Origin of the sequence: Haloferax denitrificans ATCC 35960 (assembly GCF_000337795.1) — an archaeon.
GTDB classification, from domain to species: Archaea; Halobacteriota; Halobacteria; order Halobacteriales; family Haloferacaceae; genus Haloferax; species Haloferax denitrificans.
The window spans coordinates 384,634-403,855 of record NZ_AOLP01000009.1 but is presented as its reverse complement, the minus strand read 5'-3'; the positions used below and the strand labels follow the sequence as shown (position 1 = coordinate 403,855).

Genomic DNA, 19,222 nt, shown 5'->3' with positions numbered 1-19,222 from the left:
AGCCGCGACTGGCGAGACGACCGCGGAGCTACGGAGTCGACCGAATGAGAGAGCGAAGCGGCGGACCGCGCTCCCGCCGCGACCGCCTAGTCCTCCTGTTTGTGCGTGAACAGCAACACGTCACCGTCGTGCTGGGTCACACAGAGGTCGAGCATCATGCTCAGTTCGAGACTATTGTAGTCGTTCTCGCAGACGACCAAGTCGTCGAACGGCTTCTCGCACGCCGGACAGGCGATGGAGACGGTGTTCTGGTAGGTGGTGACGCCCCCGCTGGACTCGTAGGGCGTGAGCGACGACCGGAGTTCGTCGAGTTCCTCGTCGTTCATGGACGTGTTGTGCGCGGGGCGTGCGTATAATTCTTCACGGTCGGACACCGACCGCGGTCGGACGTGACGACGGATTGTCGGCTCACGACTCCCGGCTCACGATGGCCCGGCGTCGTCCAACCCACAGACCCACCGAAAGTGCGGGTGAACCCACGACAGCCCCGCGGCGTTGGCTTCGACCCACGACGACGGGTCGCTCAGCCGACGCGACAGCACCTCCGCGCGCTCCTCGTGGGTTCCCTCCCGGTCGAACGGTATCAGTTCGAGCGTCTGCGACGCAGGGTTGAAAAAGACCGCCCGCTCGGTGGCCTCGTCGAGTCCGACCAACCGCGAGCCGTTGGCGTCCCGCTGGAGGAGCGCCTGCGCCATGCGGTGTTGGTGGACACCGCCGCGCGTCTCGCGGAGTTTCGAGACGATGGCTCGAAAGAGGGCCGTCGGGTCCGACGGGGGTTCGCCTCGTCGTGTTTCCATACCGACGGCCTCGGAGCGAGAGGGTAAGAGGGTCCGCCATGAGCGGAGTGAAAGTGTCGGGTTCGGCGGAAGTGAACGCTCGGGAGTCGATACCGCTACGGGGAGTAACGCTTGAACAACGGGACGAACGGTTTGAGAAGGACGAGTGCGACCCCGAGGAGAACGTACAGCGTCGCTCCGTCCGGCAAACCGAACTGGCGAAGGCTCAGCGTAACCCCGAGTGCGAGGAGAACGTAAACCCAAAAGACTGCGACGACAGGTCTGTAACCCTGAGTCGACGCAGGTGTCTCGAACATTAATTACTCTTGACACGAGGTTTGTGAAAGTCTTGTGCCAGAATGGACGTGGACCTCTCGCTCCCTAATTCAAATCCCCACTCGAACAGACACTACATCACGCGACGCAGTTGATACTCGTCGGACTCCTGACGAAGTCACGACTCGTTGTATTGCGTCGCGAAAATGGGAGTGGACTCGCGGGGTCCCCGTGAGCGAAGCGAACGGGGGCAAGCGAGTCCATTGACTGACGGAACGAAGTGACGAAGGAAATGGACTCGCGGGGATTTGAACCCCGGGCCTCTTCCTTGCGAAGGAAGCGATCTGCCACTGATCTACGAGCCCTCATTCCCACCGAGTCGTGGGATACACTTATACCCTATGTTTTGTCCGCGGTCGGGCATGCGATAGCATCCCGTTCCGTCGGGCGATTCTGCGGGCATCTGCTCGCGTGTCGAACGGAAGTGAGATGACACGCGCCTTAGCGCTGAAGGTCAGCTCGGAGGCAGAGTCCTCCGGACGCGCGCCTCGACAGCCGCGAGTGTGACGGGCGGGCCGTCACGAACGGACGGTCCGGGAGAGCCCGGACAGCGCCGTCGTTAGTCTTCGAGGACGATCTCGATGCTGACGTCGTTCGGAACCTGAACGCGCATCAGCTGGCGCAGAGCGCGTTCGTCAGCGTCGAGGTCGATGAGACGCTTGTGGACGCGCATCTCCCAGTGCTCCCACGTCGCCGTCCCCTCGCCGTCAGGCGATTTGCGGGCGGGGACTTCGAGCGTCTTCGTGGGCAGCGGGATCGGCCCGCTGAGGTTGACGCCCGTCTTGTTCGCGATCTCGCGGACGTCGTCGCAGATATCGTCGAGGTCTTCCGGACTCGTGCCGGCGAGCCGAACGCGTGCCTGTTGCATCGTTATCGCTCGTTGACTTCGAGCACTTTGCCGGCCGCGATGGTCTGACCCATGTCACGGACAGCGAAGCTGCCGAGCTCCGGGATCTCGGAGGACGGCTCGATGCTGAGCGGCTTCTGCGGACGGACGGTCACGATAGCGGCGTCGCCGGACTTGATGAAGTCCGGGTTCTCCTCAGCAACCTCGCCCGACGCGGGGTCGAGCTTCTGGTCGATCGACTCGATGGTACACGCGACCTGCGCCGTGTGGGCGTGGAAGACCGGCGTGTAGCCAGCGGTGATGACCGAGGGGTGCTGCATGACGACGACCTGCGCCTTGAAGGTCTCGGCGACCTTCGGCGGGTCGTCAGCCGGGCCACAGACGTCGCCGCGGCGGATGTCGTCCTTGCCGACGCCACGGACGTTGAAGCCAACGTTGTCGCCAGGTCCGGCCTGGTCGACTTCCTCGTGGTGCATCTCGACGGTCTTGACCTCGCCGCCGACGTCAGAGGGCTGGAAGCTCACGTTGTCGCCGGGGTTGAGGGTACCCGTCTCGATACGGCCGACCGGGACCGTACCGATGCCGGAGATGGTGTAGACGTCCTGGATGGGCAGGCGCAGCGGCGCGTCCGTCGGCGGCTGCGGTGCCGGCAGGTTGTTGAGCGCTTCGAGGAGAATGTCGCCGTCGTACCACGGCGTGTTGTCGGAGCGCTCGGCGATGTTGTCGCCTTCGAAGGCCGAAATCGGGACGTAGGTCGCGTCGTCGGAGTTGAAGCGGACCTGCTTGAGGAGCTTGTTGACCTGCTCCTTGACGTCCTTGTACTTGTCTTCGCTGTAGTCGACGACGTCCATCTTGTTGACCGCGATGATGAGTTCGCCGATGCCCAGGGTGCGGGCGAGGAAGACGTGCTCGCGGGTCTGAGGTGCGACACCGTCGTCGGCGGCGACGACGAGGACCGCGTTGTCAGCCTGCGAAGCACCGGTGATCATGTTCTTGACGAAGTCGCGGTGGCCAGGACAGTCGACGATGGTGAAGTAGAACTCGTCCGTGTCGAACTCCTGGTGGGCGATGTCGATGGTGACACCGCGCTCGCGCTCTTCGGCGAGGTTGTCCATGACGTAGGCGAATTCGAATCCGCCCTTGCCCTTCTCCTCGGCTTCCTCTCGGTGCTGCTCGATGACGTGCTCCGGGACGGAGCCGGTCTCGAACAGGAGTCGGCCGACGAGCGTACTCTTACCGTGGTCGACGTGGCCGATAATGGCCAGGTTCTGGTGGGGTTTGTCGCTCATTGGTGTGTTCACGCGCTAAGGCGCTCTGTGGGGAATGTTTTTGCTGAAACCCCTAAAACGATTTCGATACGCGCTACGGGCCGTCTAACCGCCGTACTGCGATTTGCGGAACCATACCACGGTCTCGGGAACGGGGCGCTCCGTCGAGGTCGACAGTCGAAGAAAACGAGGGGTACGAGCCGTCTGTGTGGCTATTCGAGACGAGACACGTCGGACAGGACGGCCGTCGCCGTCTCGGGACCGCCCGCTCCGCGGCCGCTGATGTTCAGTTGCCCCGCGTGTTTGGTCTCCAACTGGACGATGTTCTGCGTGCCCGTGACCGACAGCGCGGAGCCCTGCGGAATCAGCCGCGGAGCCACGCGGACGCCGTCGGCGGTCGCCTCGCCGATGAGGCGGACCGTCCGGCCGTCCTCGGCGGCGAGGTCGAGCGCCGTCCCCGGAACGTTGCGGATGCCCTCGACCTCGGCGTCGTCGAGCGCGTACTCCGTCTCGCCGTCGGAGAGGACGTTGGCGAGGATGACGAACTTCAGCGCGGCGTCGATGCCGTCCACGTCGAAGGTCGGGTCGGCCTCGGCGACGCCGAGGTCTTGGGCTTCCGCGAGCACGTGCTCGTAGTCGAGGCCCTCGGCGGCCATCCGCGAGAGGATGAAGTTCGCCGTCCCGTTCAGCACGCCGCGCGCGGCGGTCACGTGCGGCGCGCCGAGGTCCGAGATGGTCGAGAGGATGGGAATCGCACCGCCGACGGCCGCCTCGAACTGGACGGTCCCCTCGCTTTCGGCTTCGAGCGCGCGCAGGTCGGCGTACCGTTCTGCGACCGGGCCTTTGTTCGCCAAGACGACGTGGCGGTCGTCGGCCAGCGCGCGCTCGACGTGCGAGAAGCCGGGTTCGGCGTCGCCGAGCGTCGTCGGCGTCGCCTCCACCAACACGTCGTAGTCGGCGTCGAACACCGACTCGGGGTCCGCGTCGCCGACCACGCCGTCGCGCTCTTTGCGGTCGTGGACCGCGCTCGGGTCGAGTCCGGCGGGGTCGACAGCGGAGGAAGACGAGTCCGCGAACGCGACGACGTCGTGGCCGTAGTCGCCCGCGAGGTCGAGGACGGAGCCGCCGACCGCGCCCGCGCCGAGCACGGCGAGTCTGAGGCTCATTGGGACCCCTCCGCGAGCGGCTCGACGACGTGCAGTCCTTTCTCGGCCGCGAGGTCGCGAACGACCGCGAGCGTCTCGTCGACGCGGCCCGAGCGGACCGCGAGTCGGAGACGGGCGCTCGACGCCTCGTCGGTCCCCTCGCGGGCGGACAGCGACAGGTCCTGTAAGGTCGCGTCAGCCGAGGACTCGATGCGGTGGAGCGTGTCCGAGAGGTCGGAGTCGACGGTGTCGCCGACGAGGATGACCATCACCTCCTCGCCGAAGTGCTCCGCGCCGGCGCGGATGACGTTGACGCCGGCGTCGCGGAGCGCGTCGACGATTCGCTCGAAGCGGTCGGGCGGGCATTCGAGGTCGACCTCCACGGGGATGTGTCCGCGCGGGGTCAGATTCCCGCGCTCGTGGAAGATAGACAGGAGATTGCCGCCGTTGTCGGAGATCGGCGCGAGCGCGGCCAGCAACTGTCCGGGCTCGTCGGCGAGTTCGAGCCGAATCGTGTGCGGCTTCGGCATCTCGCCGCTCCCGTCGGCCTCGGCGTCGCTCCCGCCGTCGAGGTCCTGTGCGCTCATCGCCCCACCCCCGCGGGCCGTCCCGACGCTGTTGTCCGCGACGCGCGGCTTTGTCGTGGTTTCGCGTCGTCGCGCCAGGAGTCGAGAGACGTGCCCTTACGCATATCTACCCGTGATTCGGCCACGCGGTATAAGCCTTCGCAGGCGACACGGTTTGCCGACGCCGAGGGCGTGCTGGCATATGTCACAGGCGGTGACGCCCGCGAGTCGAGGCGGCACGCCGTGGTGGCTCCGCCGAAGCGAACTGAGCCGTAATGGGGCCGGAGGCGAAACGGAGGGACACCCGGCGGCGCGGGGAGGGGCCGACGAACCGGGGCTATCGCTGTCCGGGTGAAAAATCGAAAGAAGGCGCGAAGGGTCGCGCTTAGATGTAGTCGATAGCCTGCGAGAGTTCGAGCTTCATGCCCTTGCGCTCGCGAATCTCCATGATCTTCTCGCGCTGGAGGTTGTCCGAGAGCACGCGGAAGCCGGCGTTCTCCGTGTTCCAGGAGGCGCGGCCTTCCGTGGCCGAACGGATGTCCGACGAGAAGCCGATCATCTCTTCGACGGGCGCGATGCCCTCGATGACCATGAGGTCACCTTCCTGATACATGTCGTCGACGCGGCCGCGGCGACCCTGAATCTCGCCGGAGGCCGAGCCCATGTATTCGGAGGCGACGTCGATGCGGACGTTCTGGATGGGTTCGAGGAGCTTCACCTGACCCGCGATGAGCGAGCGGTGGACCGCGTCACGCGTCGCAGGGATAACCTGGGCGGGACCGCGGTGGATGGTGTCCTCGTGGAGGCGCGCGTCGTGGAGGCGCAGGAGCGTCCCCTGAACGGGCTCCGCGGCGAGCGGACCGTCGTCGAGCGCCTCTTCGAGGCCCTCGATGACGAGTTCCATCGTCTCGTTGAGGTGCTGGATACCCTTCGTGTCGTCGATGAGGATGTTCGTCCCGTGGATGTGTTCGACGTTCTGGGACGTGTCCTTGTCCATGCCGGCTTCCTGGAGGGCCTCGCGGCGCTCCAGTTCGGGCATGTCCATCGAGATTTCGCCGAGCTTGATGGAGTCGACGATGTCCTGCGAGAGGGGTTCCGCCGTGATGTAGAACTTGTTGTGGCGGTTCGGGGAGACGCCCTCGACCTCGTGGGACTTGCCCTGGACCTGCTCGCGGTAGACGACAATCGGCTCACCGGTGCGGACCGGGATGCCCTGGTTGTCGCGGATACGCTGGGTGATGACTTCGAGGTGGAGCTCGCCCTGACCGGAGATGAGGTGCTCGCCCGTGTCCTCGTTAATCTCGATGCGGATGGTCGGGTCTTCCTTCGCGACCTGCTGGAGCGTCTGGATGAGCTTCGGCAGGTCGTCCATGCGCTCTGCCTCGACGGACTTCGTGATGACAGGCTCGGAGATGTGCTCGATGGACTCGAACGGCGTCATCTCGACGGAAGAGACGGTAGAACCGGCGATAGCGTCACGGAGACCCGTGACGGCCGCGATGTTCCCCGCGGGGACGCCGCGGTCGAGTTCCTCGCGCTCGCCGCCCATGAAGACACCGACGGACTGGACGCGGTTCTTGCCCGCGGTCCCGGAGACGTAGAGCTCCTGACCCTTGCGGATGGTGCCTGAGAACAGGCGACCCGTGGCGATTTCGCCCGCGTGGGGGTCCATCGAGATGTCGGTCGCCATGAAGACGACTTCGCCCTCGTCGTCGACTTCGCGCATCTGGCGCGCGAGGTCGGACTCGGAGTCACCGCGCCAGACCGTCGGGATACGACGGGGCTGGGCGTCGAGCGGGTCGGGGAAGTGCTCCGCGACCATGTCGAGGACGACGTCCGAAAGCGGCGTGCGCTCGTGGAGTTCCTGGCGGTCGCCACCGCGTTCGAGTTCCATGATGTCGCCGAAGGAGATACCGGTCTCCTCCATCGACGGCATGGAGACGCCCCACTTGTAGAGGGCGGACCCGAAGGCGACGGTCCCGTCTTCGACGGAGACCGTCCAGTCGTAGTCCTTCTCCTCGGTCATCCCGCGGATGAGCTCGTTGACGTCGGAGATGACGTCGACGAGGCGCTTCTGCATCTCCTCGGGACCTTCCTGCAGTTCGTTGATGAGGCGGTCGACCTTGTTGATGAAAAGCGCCGGCTTGACGCCCTCGCGGAGCGCCTGACGCAGGACCGTCTCGGTCTGCGGCATGGCACCCTCGACGGCGTCGACGACGACGAGCGCGCCGTCGACGGCGCGCATCGCGCGCGTCACGTCGCCACCGAAGTCGACGTGGCCCGGCGTGTCGATGAGGTTGATGAGGTGGTTCTCGCCTTCCCATTCGTGGGTCATCGAGACGTTTGCGGCGTCGATGGTGATGCCGCGTTCCTGTTCGTCTTCCTTCGTGTCCATCGCGAGCTGCTGGCCGGCAGTCTCGTCGGAGATCATGCCCGCACCCGCGAGGAGGTTGTCGGAGAGGGTCGTCTTACCGTGGTCGACGTGAGCGGCGATGGCGATGTTCCGGATCTGCTCCGGCTTGTCCATCAGTTTCTCACATTCCTGGACGATCTTCTTTCGTCGGCCCATTATACAGGGGTCTACCGGCAGGAGGGTCAAAAGAGTAGTGTTTTTGCCGAGCGGATTTCCCATTTTCAGCCGTCCTACCGCCGGGGTATGAGCATTTTTGTCACGATAGGCGAGACTGTCCGCCGGACGCGAATCTCGTCGCCGCGTCGGCGCAAGAGTCATGTTGGTTGATAACATTTCTCAAGTTGAATGGACCTCCGAGTCGTCGGGGGCGCACCGGCAGACCCGTTCTTGAGCGCCGCCGACCTGTTCGAAACCGAGTTCGAGCTTTCGTACCCCGTGTTCGTGCGCGTGCGCGACGACCCCGACTCCCGCACGTGGGCCGGCCACTATCAGGACCGCCACGTCCTCAACATCTCCCGGCAGGCCGCCACCAGCGCGATGGCCCGCGAGCTCGCGCTCCACGAGCTATCGCACATGGCCCGAAACGAGGAGGGCCACGTCTCGCACTACCAGTCCACGCGCGAGGCGGTCTTTCTCGCGCTCGCGGGGCGCACCGTCGAGCGCCGAAAGCTCGCGCACTGCTACCAGATAGCCAACCACTGCAAGGACATCTACGCCGACGACCTGACGCTGTCTGTCGCGCCCGCGGACAAACTCGTCCAGTTCCTCGAATCGCAACTGGCCGCGGCGCTCGCCGACCGACCGCAGGCGTCCGGGCGGCCGGGGTCCCGGCTCGTCACCGCCGGGTCGGACCCCGAGATTACGGCCGTGAACGCCGCGTTCGCCCTCGCGCTCGTCGAACGGCACGACCTCGTCGAACCGGATCACCGGCTGTACGACCTCGCGCACGCCGCGGCCGACGACGCGCCGTCGGTGTCGCTCGACACGTTCAAAGAGCGGTTCCGAACGCTCGCCGACGACCCCTCGAAAAGCGACTACCGCCGGACGCTCGTGGACGTGGTGAAACACTACGTCGTCAACCCGGGGATGGCCGCCGACTGAACGCCGCGCCTGAACGCCGCGCGCCGACCGCGAGAGAGCGGGCGAACGGCCCGCGAGCCCGCCGTACGGCGTCGCCACTCGACGCGGTGAAAAACGAAAGAGAGCGGAGAGATTACCGGGCCGCTTCGGCGACGCGCTCTTTCTCCTCTTTCTGGGAGATAGCGTACGTCTGGACGTCGTAGTCGGCCGCGCCGATGAGCTGTTGTGCGAGCGACTCGGCGGCGGTGGTCGTCGTCTTGTAGGAGCCGCTGAGGGTGCCCTGCGCGATGAACTTCAGCGCCTCGTCGACGCGGCGCTGGGGCGCGACGTCGACGGCCTGCGGGACCGAGATGCCGCCGTACTTGAGGCGGACGGTCTCCTCGCGGGGACCGGCGTTCTCGACCGCGCGGATGAGCACCTGCACGGGGTTCTCCTCGGTGCGCTCGTTGACGATTTCGAACGCTTCCTTGACGATTTTGCTCGTCTTCTGTTTGTGTCCCGTGTTGTCCTCGGTCTGCATCAGGCGGTTGATGAGCCGCTCGACGATGCTGATTTCGGACTTCTGGAACTGCTTCGAGGCGTGACGACCCATCGTGTGGGCGATGGGCGTCGCCTTGATGTACCGGCTCATGCTGGGGTCCGTGTACTCCATCTCGGAGACGTCCCAGACGCCGAACAGAAGCGCGTTCTCCTTTGCTTCCTCGCTACTCGCGGGGGACTCGGGCTCGGGTGCGTCGCTTTCCGACATTGTTAGCGCACCGGCTTTTCGGCGTTGCCGCGGACGAGTTCGATCATCGAGACGCCGTTGACCTTCTCGACCTTGTAGTTGACACCCGAAAGGTCACCCATCGCGCGACCCTTCGCGCCACCGATACCGGCGATGGTGACTTCGTCGTGCTCGTCGATGAACGAAATCGCGCCGTCACCGGGACAGAAGGCGGTGACCTGCTTTCCGTTCTTGATGAGCTGAACACGGACGCATTTCCGAATCGCCGAGTTCGGCTGTTTCGCTTCGATACCGACCTTCTCGAGGACGATGCCGCGACCCTGCGGGGCACCCTCGAGCGGGTCGGACTTCTTGCCGAGACCGCGCTCACGGCGCGCGTACTCAGAGTCGGACCAGCGGCGCTTCTGCCGGTCCTGCTTGAGCTTGCGCGCGGCGTATTTGCCGTTCGCCATAGTGAACAACAGTTCCAGATGGAGCTACTTAAGCCTCCCTTTTCGAATCCGACGAGACGGCTTCAGGAGCGATTAGCGGCCCCTAAGGAGGAATCTGAGGTCGTTTCGCCGATTCGAACGACGGCCCCTCCGCGTCGAAGAGCGACTAAACCGCCCGGAGATAGTGTCGTTTTGCCCCTCCGTGCGAACTGTCGACACACCGGGCGTTTTCGCCCCCGTTCGCCGGCTCACTCGCCGCCGCGCTCCCCGACGAGGTCCACGTCGAGGCGGCCGCTGACCTCCCGTCCCGACGCCGGCCCGAGCGTCAGCCCCTCCTCGTCGAACCGCCGCTTGACGCGCCGTCGGTACCCCGAGCGAACGTCGACGAGGCTCACGTCCATCGGCGAGGCGACCCAGAACTCCGCCTGCAGTCCGATCGAGCTCCCGGCGAATTCGAGGATGCGCGCGGTCGGCTCCGGCTCGTCCAGCACGCGGTCGTCCTCCCGCGCCGTCTCGACGAGTTCGCGGAGCGCCAACTCCGCGTCGTCGGTGTACGCGATATCGACGCGCTCGGTGATTCGGTACCGTTCGCGGCCGTACGGCCGGGTGAGCGCGTTCGTCGTGAGCTCCGTGTTCGGCACGGAGATGGTCTCGTTGTTCACCGTCCGCACGCGCGTGACCCGGAAGTCGACCGCCTCGACGACGCCCTCGCCGCCGGGCCACGATATCCAGTCGCCGACGTTGAAATCCGGGTCGGCCACGAGAAAGAGGCCGCTGATGAGCGCGCCGATGACCTCCTGTCCGGCGACGCCGACGACGAGCGTCAGCGCCGCGACGACGAGCGCCGTGTCCGTGAGCACCGAGACGTATCCCGCGCCGACGACGCCGGCGAGCGCGGCGACGACGATGACGAAGGCGTGCGCGTAGGTCTCCGTCGCCGACTGCAGTGTCGGGTTGTTCCGGTTCCGGGCGCTGACGAGTCGCGTCACGCCGGGGACGATCAGAAGTCGGCCGACGAGATAGACCGCGACCGCCGCGGCGGCGAACCCCGCGGTCGCGCTCGCGAGCTCCTCGTACTCCGAAAACTGCGTCGGGTCGAGTTGCCCGACCGCGACCCCGAGCGACTGTCGTATCGGCGACATGCGTAGCTCGCCGTTCGGTGGGGACAAAAACGTGTGGTCGAGTCGACCGCCGCGTTACGTCAACTGGATGTCGTCGATGTCGTAGTGGCGACGCGCCAGTTCGCGGGCGGTGTCGATGGTTTTCCCGCTCGCGCCGATGGCGACGCCGCGGTCGGCCTCGGCGACCTCGACGTACGCGACGGTGTCGTTCTGCCGCGAGAGAGTCACGTGTCGGACGGCCGCCGGCGCGAGCGCGCTCGCGACGAACGCCTCGGGCGTGTCGGCGTCTTCGACCAGTTCGACCGTCCGGCCGAGTTGGCGTTCGACCGACTGGACGGTCCGCCCGCCGGGGCCGATGGCCGTCGCCATGTCGCCCGCGGCGACGAGGAAGACGACCCGGTCGTCGAAGACGAGACAGTCGTGGGCGGTCGCCTCCGTCTCCTCCTCGAAGAGCGCGATGAAGCGCCGGGCCGTATCCGACAGCGTAACTTTCATCGTCAGTCGTCGGACGGTTCGGGTGCCGCGTTGGCGTCCGCGTCCTCGACGTCGAGCGAGCCCATGCGGAGGTCCACGTCGCCGGTGCCGATAGCGATCGGCTTGCCGACGATGACGTTCTCGATGACGCCGTCGAGGTCGTCTTCCTCGCCGTGGATGGCGGCGTCGAGCAGGTGGTTGACCGTGACCTCGAACGCGGCGCGGGCGAGGACGGAGTCCTTCGACCCGGAGATACCGTGACGGCCGATGGACTCGATGGTCCCGTCGTTCGTCATGATGTCCGCGACGAGCATCAGGTGGCGGATGTTCACGTCGTCGAGACCCTGCTCGCGGAGCGTGTTCATCGTCTCGTCGATGATGGCCTCGCGGGCGGCCTCGATGCCGAGCTGTTTGTGCACCTCGTGGATGTTGTTCGAGGTGGTCCGGGAGGCGTCGACGCCCTCGATGGCGAGCGCGTCGCCGAACGCCGAGCCCTCGGTGTAGAGGACGAACTCCTCGCCGTCGGTGTTCTCGTTGTCCTCCTTGCGGATGACGACGCGGGAGACCTCCTCGATGCCCTTGAACACGATGTCGCGCAGTTCCTCGACGAGTTGGAGGAGCCGGCGGTAGCTCGGGCTCTCGGGACCGAACTCGATGAGCGTCCCCTCGCGGCGGGTCTTGATGCCGAGCGCGTCCTCGATAGTCTCGGCAATCTCGCTTGCGACGACACCTTCGTCGTCGTAGGTCGGCCAGCGTTCGAGGAGCGTCTCGTCGTTGAGGTTGACCTGCACGACCATGTCGGCGACGTTCGTCGAGATGTCGCCGAGCGCCAGAATCTTCGTGGACTCGATGTTCCAGACGACCTGGTGGGCGAGCTCGCGGTTGTTCGCGTACTCGTCGTCGAGGTACACCGTCATCATCGGCGTGTCGGGGGTCTTCCGCGCGTCCACCAGTTCGATGAGCCGCGGCAGTCCCTGCGTGACGTCGATTTCGGCGACGCCCGCGTAGTGGAACGTGTTCATCGTCATCTGCGTCCCCGGCTCACCGATGGACTGCGCCGAGACCGTCCCGACGGGGTCGAGCGGGTCGACGCGGGTGTCGAGGTAGCGCGCCTCGACGGCCTGCGCGATTTCGCCGGCCTGGTCGAGGGTGACGCCCTCGCGCTCCTCGATGGTCTGGTAGATGCGGTCCTTCAGTCGGCGAGACAGCTCTTTGGTCTCGACGATGTCGACGACGGCGTCGTCGACGAACTCGTAGTCGGCGGTTGCGTCGTGTTCAGTCATCGGATTCGACCCCCGCACGGGCGTCGACACGCGGTTCGGCGTGCTCGGAGAGGTTGGTCGGCGGTTCGCGCTCGCCGAGGAAGCGTTCCTTCTCCTCCGCGGAGCTGAACTCCGAGGTGAGGATGCGGTCGGCGATGTTCTCGACGTCGATGGGGTTCTCGTCGTCGGACGAGACCTTCACCGGGCTCGTGCCGTCTTCGCCGAACTCGAACTGGACGATGGTCCCCGACGTGTCGCGGACGGAGCCGTCGTACTGCGCTTCGAGCTCGGAGAGGGCGTTAATGAGCCGACGCTGGAGGTAACCGGACTTCGAGGTCCGGACTGCCGTGTCGACAAGCCCCTCGCGGCCACCCATCGCGTGGAAGAAGAACTCACGCGGCGTGAGACCGGCGCGGTAGGAGTTCTCGACGAAGCCGTGGGCCTCTGCCGAGAGGTCACCCGGTTGGTAGTGGCTCAGGGTGCGGCCTTCGTAGCCGCGGTTGATACGCTCGCCCCGAACCGCCTGCTGGCCGACACAGCCGGCCATCTGGGTCAGGTTGAGCATGGACGCACGCGCGCCGGACTTCGACATCACGACCGCGGGGTTGTCCTCCTCGAAGTGGTCCTCCGCGATTTCGCCGGCGGAGTCGCGCGCCTTGCCGAGGCGCTGCATAATCTTCATCTCCAGCGTCTCGTCGACGGAGCGACCCGGCAGGGACTCGAGTTCGCCCGCCTCGTAGATTTCGATGAGTTCCTGAATCTTGTCGTAGGCGGCGTCGATGGCCTCGTCGACCTGCGCCGTCGCCTCGTCCGGGATGGACTCGTCGTCGATACCGATAGACAGCCCGAAGTGCATGATGGCGCGCATCGCGAGCGAGGCAATCTCGTTGATGAAGATGCGCGAGCGCGTCTTCGAGTAGTCCTTCGCGAGGGCGTCGACGATTTCGCCGCCGAACGCGCCGACGGCGTCCTCGTCGATGGTGCCCTGCGTGAGCTGGCCGTCCTCGATGGTGACCGTGTCGCCGACCTTCGAGGTGAACTCCATGTTCAGGTCGTCCGGCAGAAGCTCGGAGAAGATCTGCTGGCCGGTCCAGTAGGGCTGGCCGTCCTCGTTTTCGCCCGCGGGTTCGGGGAGCGTGTCCACGCGCGTCGCGCGGAGCAGGTCGAGCGCCTGCGTCTCGACGAACTCGGGGTTGTCGTGGGTGAGCAGGTAGGTGCCCGAGATGTGGTCCTGAATCGCGCCGATGATGTTCTCACCGAAGCGCGGCGAGAGAATCTGCTCTTGGACGCGCATGAGGACGCGCGCCTCGGCACGGGCCTCCTCGTTCTGGAGGGCGTGCATGTTCATCTCGTCGCCGTCGAAGTCGGCGTTGTACGGCGGGCAGACGACGGTGTTCAGGCGGAACGTCTTGTACGGCATCACGACGACTTCGTGCGCCATGATGGACATCCGGTGGAGCGACGGCTGTCGGTTGAAGATGACGATGTCGCCGTCGACGAGGTGGCGGTTGACCTCCCAGCCGAGTTCGACTTTCTCCGCGAGCTCCTCGCAGTTCTTCTCTGTCACCTTCAGGCGGCGGCCGTCCGGACGACGGACGTAGTTCGCGCCGGGGTGGCTCTCGGGACCGTTACGGACGTACTGCCGAGCCTCGTCGATGTTGCGCTCGGTGACGTTCATCGTCTGGGTCATCTCGGACGCGACGCGGTCCGGGACGCCGACCTCGTTGAGCGAGAGCGTCGGGTCCGGCGAGATGACGGTACGCGCCGAGAAGTTGACGCGCTTGCCGGACAGGGAGCCGCGGAAGCGACCCTCCTTGCCCTTCAGGCGCTGGCTGAGCGTCTTCAGCGGGCGGCCGGAGCGGTGGCGCGCCGGCGGCGTGCCCGAAATCTCGTTGTCGATGAACGTGGTGACGTGGTACTGGAGCAGTTCCCACAGGTCCTCGATAATCAGCTGTGGCGCACCCGCCTCGCGGTTCTCCATGAACCGCTGGTTGATGCGGATGATGTCCACGAGCTTGTGGGTCAGGTCGTCCTCGGAGCGCTGGCCGTTGTCCAGCGTGATGGAGGGACGCGCCGTGACCGGCGGGACGGGGAGGACGGTCAGAATCATCCACTCGGGGCGCGACCGGTCGGGGTCGATGCCGAGCGTGACGAGGTCATCGTCCGGGATGTCCTCGAACCAGTCGCGGATGTCCGAGGGCATCAGCTTGTTCATGTCCTCTTCCGTGAGGTCGAGGTCGAGCGCCTTTTCGAGCGCCTTGCGGTCGTCGCCGACCGGGCGGAACTCGCCGGCGAGCACCTGATTGACGCGCTCGGCGTCGAGACCGGTCTCGTTGGCGAGAGTGACGGGGTCGACGCCCTCGTCGTCCTCGTCGTCGGGGTCGGGCTGCATCGCTTCGGCGATGCGCTCGGAGTAGTCCCCGGCGAGCACGTTCTGGACCTCGTAGTAGGTCGTCGGCTTCTCGTGTTTGATGTCGTGCTGGGGCGAGCCGCAGTGGGGACAGCGGTGGGCCTTGCGGGCCTGCCGGACCGCCGACTTCATCACGTCGCTCCAGTCGTCGCCGAGTTCCTTCGTGCGACCGAGCTTGTCGCGGTACTCGTCGGCCTCCTCCTGCGTGAGCGAGAGGCGACCGCACTCTCGACACGTCGAGCGGAGCAGGCGACGGATGAGCTTCGTGAAGCCGACATGGATGACGGGCGCGGCCAGTTCGATGTGGCCGAAGTGCCCGTTACACGACCCGGAGTGCTGGCCGCAGGTGCGGCACTGCAGACCGGGGTCGATGACGCCCAGCCGCGGGTCCATGAGACCCATGTCGATTGGGTAGCCGTCGTCGTCGTAGGTGTCCGCGGTGATGACCTTCGTCGCGGACATGTCTCGGTACGTCTCCGGGTCCATCAACCCGAACTGGATACTGCCGATTTCTTTGGGTGTCTGCATTGACATGAGTGGTTAGACCGCGTCCTTCAGTTCGATTCGCGGGCGGACGCCGAGCGCGACCATCTCGTCGAGAAGCAGTTTGAACGCGTAGCTGATCTCGATTTCGTGGATGTTGTCCTCGTCGCCGGTGACCGGGTCGTAGATGCGGCGCTGGTCGCGGTCCTCGACGGCGACCATGCCGGTGTCGGCGGAGATGTAGACCTTCTCCTTGTCGGAGGAGTCGAGGAGGCGCTCCTGAAGCACCATCGCGGCACCGTGACCGATGACGGTGTCGCGCTCCATCTCCCCGAGACGGAGGCCACCCTCGCGGGCGCGACCCTCCGTCGGCTGGCGGGTGAGCACCTGCACGGGACCGCGCGAGCGGGCGTGCAGTTTGTTGCTCACCATGTGGTACAGCTTGTGGTAGAAGATGATGCCGACGAAGATTTCGGCCTCGATCTTCTCGCCGGTGACGCCGGAGTACATGACCTCCTTGCCGGAGGACATGAACCCGCGCTCTTCGAGCGCCGAGCGGAGTTCCTCTTCGTTTTCGCCCTGGAAGGCGGTTCCGTCGACGCGTCGGCCTTCGAGCGCGCCGACCTTCCCGCCGAGCATCTCCAGCACGTGGCCGACCGTCATGCGCGACGGCAGGGCGTGCGGGTTGAGCACGAGGTCGGGAACGACGCCGTCGGCGGTGAAGGGCATGTCCTCCTGGGGTGCCAGGTGGCCCACGACGCCCTTCTGTCCGTGACGGGACGCGAACTTGTCGCCGAGTTCCGGAACGCGCTGGTCGCGGACGGACACCTTGGCGAGCTTCGAGCCGTCTTCGCCCTCCATGAGCGTGACCGTGTCCACGACGCCGGATTCGCCCGAGCGCATCGTGACGGAGGTCTCGCGGCGCTTCTGCGGCGAGAGACCGGCCATGTCGTCGGGTTCCTCGAGGAACCGCGGCGGCGAGGTCTTGCCGAGCAGGACGGAGTTCTCGTCGACGACCGTCTCGGGGTTGACGAGGCCGTCCTCGTCGAGGTGCGAGTAGGCGTCTTCACCGCGCGCGCCGCGCACGTCCTGCGACGGAATCTCGAAGCGGTCTTCCTGACCGCCGGGGTAGCGGCGCTCTTCGCCCTCGTAGGTGCGGAAGAAGTGCGAGCGGGCGAGCGCGCGCTCGACGGAGCCCTTGTTCATGACGAGCGCGTCCTCGATGTTGAAGCCCTCGTAGGACATGACGGCCACGACGAAGTTCTGGGCCGCCGGTCGCTCGTCGAACCCGATCTGCTCCGTGGTCTGCGTCTTGACCATCGAGAGCTGCGGGTAGTGCATGAGGTGCTGGCGGGTGTCCGGGCGGATGCGGTAGTTCGCCGCGGGGAGCCCGAGGGACTGCTTCATCATCCCTGCACCCATCGTAATGCGGGGCGAGGCGTTGTGCTCCGGGTACGGAATCATCCCGGCACCGATGCCGAAGATGAGCTGTGGGTCGATTTCGAGGTGCGTGTGGTCCTCGTTGAGTTCGTCCTCGTCGACCGCGACGTAGATGTCTTCTTCCTCCTCGGCGTCGATGAACTCGACGAGCCCGCGCTCGACGAGGTCGTCGAAGTCGAGGTCGTCGTTGTCGAGCGCCTCGACGTGGTCGTCGTCGAGGAGCGGCTCGCCGTCTTCGACGACGATGAGCGGACGGCGGGCGCGGCCCGCGTCGGCGTTGATGATGACTTCGCGGGTGCGCTCTTTGACGGAGACGTTCACCATCTGGCTCACGTCGCCGCGACGGCGCGCCTCTCGAATCTGTGCCGCGAGTTGGTTGGGGTCCGGGTGGGTCCCGACGAGACTACCGTTGACGTATACTTTCGCTTCTCGCTGTGCCTGAGCCATGTTAGTCGTCCGCGGGTGTGGCGTCGACGCTGTCGATGCCGGGGATACCCTCGACACCCATCGACGCGAGTTCTCGTTTCAGCGACTGTTCGTCCTCGACGTTCTGGGAGAGCTCCATCGCCTGCGCGAAGTTCTTCACCAGACCGCAGTTCGGTCCCTCGGGGGTCTCGGAGGGACAGATGCGACCCCACTGGGTCGCGTGCAGGTCGCGCGCCTCGAAGTGCGGCTGTGACCGCGACAGCGGACTCCGGAGGCGGCGAAGGTGCGACAGCACACCCATGTAGTCGGTGCGGTCGACGAGCTGGGAGACGCCGGAGCGGCCGCCGACCCAGTTGCCCGTCGCGATGGGGTGTTCGAGCCGCTCGGTGAGCACGTCGGACCGGACGACGGTGTTGACCGTCAGGTTCCGGTTCCGCATGTTAGCGCGTTCGAGCTGGTACTTCACGTCGCGCGCCAGCTTGTTGAGCGCCGTCCGGAAGAGGTCCTTCATGAGGTCGCCGGAGACCTTCAGGCGCTTGTTGGCGTAGTGGTCCTTGTCGTCGGAGTCGCGGCGCTGGAGTGCGAGTTCGAAACACGCCTCGGCCATGCGACAGAGGTAGTACGCCTTGTTCATGCGCACTTCCTCTTCTTCTGCGCCCTCCTCGTGGAGGTGCGGAAGCAGGTAGCGGTCGATGACGTAGTTGGCGCGCTTGAGCTGGTAGTTCTTGCCCTGCCCGCCGGCGACGCGCTTGCCGAGCGCCTCGATGGCCTGCTCTTGGGTCTGCACCTCGGCCTCTTCGAGGTTTTCGAGCATGAACTTCACAATCTCCGGGTCGTCGGAGACGCGGTGGACGATTTCCTCGTCGGATTCGAGGCCGAGCGCGCGGACGAGCGTCACGAAGTTGACGCTCCCGGAGACCGAGGGGAACGACACTTCGAGGAGTCCCTCGCGGTTGCGCTCACAGAGCACGAGCGCGCGGTAGCCGCGACGCTGGCTGAACGTCTTTGCGACCTGAATCTCGTCGCCGTACTTCGTGTCGTACTCGGCGAGAATCTTGTTCGGCGCCAGGTCCTCCGAGGTCATGAGCACGCGCTCGGAGCCGTTGACGATGAAGTAGCCGCCGGGGTCGACGGGGTCCTCGCCGATTTCGACGAGGTCCTCGTCGGAGAGCTCCGCGATGTTGCACTTCGAGGAGCCGACCATGATGGGCATCCGGCCGACCTTCGTCTCCGCGGTGTCGACGACGACTTCCTCTTCTTCCTCGCCGCCGCGGACGATGGACATCTCCATGAACACGGGGGCGGAGTAGGTGATGTTGCGCAGGCGCGCTTCCTGCGGGAAGAGCAGTTCCTCGGAGCCGTCGGCCTCGCGGACGCGGGGCGTCTCCACGCGGACGCCACCGAGTTCGACGTAGACGGGTTCCTCGCCCTCCTTGTCGCCGATGTCGGTCTCGATGGTCGCCTTTTCCTCGACGACGTCCATCATGCCGCGTTCGAGGAACGCGTTAAACGAGCGGAAGTGGTGTTCAGCGAGCCGTTCTTCGGAGAAGTACTTGCGAGAGACCTCGCGTCGCGCTTGTCGGTTCATTCAATCACCAGTCGGTATACGACTGCTTTGTCTGTCGTTCGAGAGTTCCGAACGATCTTGATGACGTCGCCGGGCTCTGCGTCCTCGGGGAGCGCCGGGTCCTTCAGCTTGATCTTCGGGAGGTTCGTCTTCTCGACGTTGTACTCCTGTAACACGTCCTCGACGGCCTCGTCGTCGAGTTTCGTGTGTTCCGGAACCAGTTTGTGTTGGCTTACGTCTACCATGTATGGTGCTGCTGGGTGCTGGAAGAAGCTGTCACGGGATACTACGGCTGATTTTGGGACGCACCCATTTAACACTTGCCAACTGCGTCGAAGAAAGGCGACGCTATCGGAGGTCACGCACCGGAGATGCGCGAATCGTCACACCTTGGCATGGGGTATCGTGGTATAAATGTCTTCGGGGCGGGAATCGCGGTACCGCGGGCCA

Annotated in this window: 17 protein-coding genes and 1 tRNA gene; 1 reads left to right on the top strand and 17 read right to left on the bottom strand. The window is 65.5% G+C overall.

Going from position 1 to position 19,222, the window contains the following annotated elements:
- Positions 1–86: 86 nt before the first annotated feature.
- The 8 genes from C438_RS09135 to C438_RS09095 form a co-directional block, all read right to left on the bottom strand.
- Entirely contained in the window at positions 87–326 is a 240-nt protein-coding gene (locus tag C438_RS09135; RefSeq protein ID WP_004969070.1) for a DUF7385 family protein, read from the bottom strand.
- A gap of 96 nt (positions 327–422) precedes the next feature.
- The gene (locus tag C438_RS09130) at positions 423–797 is read right to left on the bottom strand and encodes a hypothetical protein (RefSeq protein WP_004969069.1); all 375 of its coding nucleotides are present in this window, start codon (positions 795–797) and stop codon (positions 423–425) included.
- A gap of 548 nt (positions 798–1,345) precedes the next feature.
- Positions 1,346–1,417 (bottom strand) — tRNA-Ala (locus tag C438_RS09120).
- A 254-nt stretch (positions 1,418–1,671) separates the two neighbouring features.
- Entirely contained in the window at positions 1,672–1,980 is a 309-nt protein-coding gene (gene rpsJ / locus C438_RS09115; RefSeq protein WP_004044563.1) for a 30S ribosomal protein S10, read from the bottom strand.
- Positions 1,981–1,982: 2 nt separating this feature from the next.
- The gene (gene tuf / locus C438_RS09110) at positions 1,983–3,248 is read right to left on the bottom strand and encodes a translation elongation factor EF-1 subunit alpha (protein WP_004969067.1); all 1,266 of its coding nucleotides are present in this window, start codon (positions 3,246–3,248) and stop codon (positions 1,983–1,985) included.
- Positions 3,249–3,439: 191 nt separating this feature from the next.
- Complete coding sequence (locus C438_RS09105) at positions 3,440–4,393, bottom strand: homoserine dehydrogenase (protein ID WP_004969066.1); 954 nt, start codon at positions 4,391–4,393, stop codon at positions 3,440–3,442.
- On the bottom strand, positions 4,390–4,959 hold the full coding sequence (locus C438_RS09100; protein WP_004969065.1) for a hypothetical protein: 570 nt from the start codon (positions 4,957–4,959) through the stop codon (positions 4,390–4,392). Before C438_RS09100 ends, C438_RS09105 begins: the two co-directional genes overlap by 4 nt.
- A gap of 364 nt (positions 4,960–5,323) precedes the next feature.
- On the bottom strand, positions 5,324–7,507 hold the full coding sequence (locus C438_RS09095) for an elongation factor EF-2 (RefSeq protein WP_004969064.1): 2,184 nt from the start codon (positions 7,505–7,507) through the stop codon (positions 5,324–5,326).
- Between the two features lie 189 nt (positions 7,508–7,696).
- Between C438_RS09095 and C438_RS09090 the strand changes: the two genes are divergently transcribed.
- Entirely contained in the window at positions 7,697–8,452 is a 756-nt protein-coding gene (locus tag C438_RS09090; RefSeq protein ID WP_004969063.1) for a DUF5781 family protein, read from the top strand.
- Positions 8,453–8,564: 112 nt separating this feature from the next.
- On the opposite strand, the gene C438_RS09085 is transcribed toward C438_RS09090, so the two are convergent.
- From C438_RS09085 to C438_RS09045, 9 genes are all read right to left on the bottom strand, one after another.
- Complete coding sequence (locus tag C438_RS09085) at positions 8,565–9,179, bottom strand: 30S ribosomal protein S7 (RefSeq protein ID WP_004969062.1); 615 nt, start codon at positions 9,177–9,179, stop codon at positions 8,565–8,567.
- Between the two features lie 2 nt (positions 9,180–9,181).
- On the bottom strand, positions 9,182–9,610 hold the full coding sequence (locus C438_RS09080; RefSeq protein ID WP_004044570.1) for a 30S ribosomal protein S12: 429 nt from the start codon (positions 9,608–9,610) through the stop codon (positions 9,182–9,184).
- Between the two features lie 227 nt (positions 9,611–9,837).
- Positions 9,838–10,731: a mechanosensitive ion channel family protein gene (locus C438_RS09075; RefSeq protein ID WP_004969061.1), complete on the bottom strand. Its 894-nt coding sequence runs from the start codon at positions 10,729–10,731 to the stop codon at positions 9,838–9,840.
- Positions 10,732–10,785: 54 nt separating this feature from the next.
- The gene (locus C438_RS09070) at positions 10,786–11,205 is read right to left on the bottom strand and encodes a NusA-like transcription termination signal-binding factor (RefSeq protein WP_004044572.1); all 420 of its coding nucleotides are present in this window, start codon (positions 11,203–11,205) and stop codon (positions 10,786–10,788) included.
- A gap of 2 nt (positions 11,206–11,207) precedes the next feature.
- Positions 11,208–12,467 (bottom strand): DNA-directed RNA polymerase subunit A'', encoded by a 1,260-nt coding sequence (rpoA2, locus tag C438_RS09065; RefSeq protein WP_004969060.1) that lies wholly within the window; start codon positions 12,465–12,467, stop codon positions 11,208–11,210.
- Positions 12,460–15,384, bottom strand: coding sequence for a DNA-directed RNA polymerase subunit A' (locus tag C438_RS09060; protein ID WP_004969059.1), 2,925 nt, complete (start codon positions 15,382–15,384; stop codon positions 12,460–12,462). Before C438_RS09060 ends, rpoA2 begins: the two co-directional genes overlap by 8 nt.
- 12 nt (positions 15,385–15,396) lie before the next feature.
- Positions 15,397–17,226 carry a DNA-directed RNA polymerase subunit B gene (rpoB, locus tag C438_RS09055; protein ID WP_004969058.1) on the bottom strand — a complete coding sequence of 610 codons (1,830 nt, stop codon included), beginning with the start codon at positions 17,224–17,226 and terminating at the stop codon, positions 15,397–15,399.
- Between the two features lies 1 nt (position 17,227).
- Complete coding sequence (locus C438_RS09050) at positions 17,228–18,793, bottom strand: DNA-directed RNA polymerase subunit B'' (RefSeq protein ID WP_004969057.1); 1,566 nt, start codon at positions 18,791–18,793, stop codon at positions 17,228–17,230.
- Positions 18,790–19,017 (bottom strand): DNA-directed RNA polymerase subunit H, encoded by a 228-nt coding sequence (locus C438_RS09045; RefSeq protein WP_004044577.1) that lies wholly within the window; start codon positions 19,015–19,017, stop codon positions 18,790–18,792. The genes C438_RS09050 and C438_RS09045 overlap by 4 nt, the downstream gene beginning before the upstream one ends.
- Between the last annotated feature and the right edge of the window lie 205 nt (positions 19,018–19,222).

Bases quoted from the DNA above. Each gene is read 5' to 3' on its own strand.
- C438_RS09135 (WP_004969070.1), bottom strand. From the start codon at position 326: ATGAACGACGAGGAACTCGACGAACTCCGGTCGTCGCTCACGCCCTAC.
- C438_RS09130 (WP_004969069.1), bottom strand. From the start codon at position 797: ATGGAAACACGACGAGGCGAACCCCCGTCGGACCCGACGGCCCTCTTT.
- rpsJ (WP_004044563.1), bottom strand. From the start codon at position 1,980: ATGCAACAGGCACGCGTTCGGCTCGCCGGCACGAGTCCGGAAGACCTC.
- tuf (WP_004969067.1), bottom strand. From the start codon at position 3,248: ATGAGCGACAAACCCCACCAGAACCTGGCCATTATCGGCCACGTCGAC.
- C438_RS09105 (WP_004969066.1), bottom strand. From the start codon at position 4,393: ATGAGCCTCAGACTCGCCGTGCTCGGCGCGGGCGCGGTCGGCGGCTCC.
- C438_RS09100 (WP_004969065.1), bottom strand. From the start codon at position 4,959: ATGAGCGCACAGGACCTCGACGGCGGGAGCGACGCCGAGGCCGACGGG.
- C438_RS09095 (WP_004969064.1), bottom strand. From the start codon at position 7,507: ATGGGCCGACGAAAGAAGATCGTCCAGGAATGTGAGAAACTGATGGAC.
- C438_RS09090 (WP_004969063.1), top strand. From the start codon at position 7,697: ATGGACCTCCGAGTCGTCGGGGGCGCACCGGCAGACCCGTTCTTGAGC.
- C438_RS09085 (WP_004969062.1), bottom strand. From the start codon at position 9,179: ATGTCGGAAAGCGACGCACCCGAGCCCGAGTCCCCCGCGAGTAGCGAG.
- C438_RS09080 (WP_004044570.1), bottom strand. From the start codon at position 9,610: ATGGCGAACGGCAAATACGCCGCGCGCAAGCTCAAGCAGGACCGGCAG.
- C438_RS09075 (WP_004969061.1), bottom strand. From the start codon at position 10,731: ATGTCGCCGATACGACAGTCGCTCGGGGTCGCGGTCGGGCAACTCGAC.
- C438_RS09070 (WP_004044572.1), bottom strand. From the start codon at position 11,205: ATGAAAGTTACGCTGTCGGATACGGCCCGGCGCTTCATCGCGCTCTTC.
- rpoA2 (WP_004969060.1), bottom strand. From the start codon at position 12,467: ATGACTGAACACGACGCAACCGCCGACTACGAGTTCGTCGACGACGCC.
- C438_RS09060 (WP_004969059.1), bottom strand. From the start codon at position 15,384: ATGCAGACACCCAAAGAAATCGGCAGTATCCAGTTCGGGTTGATGGAC.
- rpoB (WP_004969058.1), bottom strand. From the start codon at position 17,226: ATGGCTCAGGCACAGCGAGAAGCGAAAGTATACGTCAACGGTAGTCTC.
- C438_RS09050 (WP_004969057.1), bottom strand. From the start codon at position 18,793: ATGAACCGACAAGCGCGACGCGAGGTCTCTCGCAAGTACTTCTCCGAA.
- C438_RS09045 (WP_004044577.1), bottom strand. From the start codon at position 19,017: ATGGTAGACGTAAGCCAACACAAACTGGTTCCGGAACACACGAAACTC.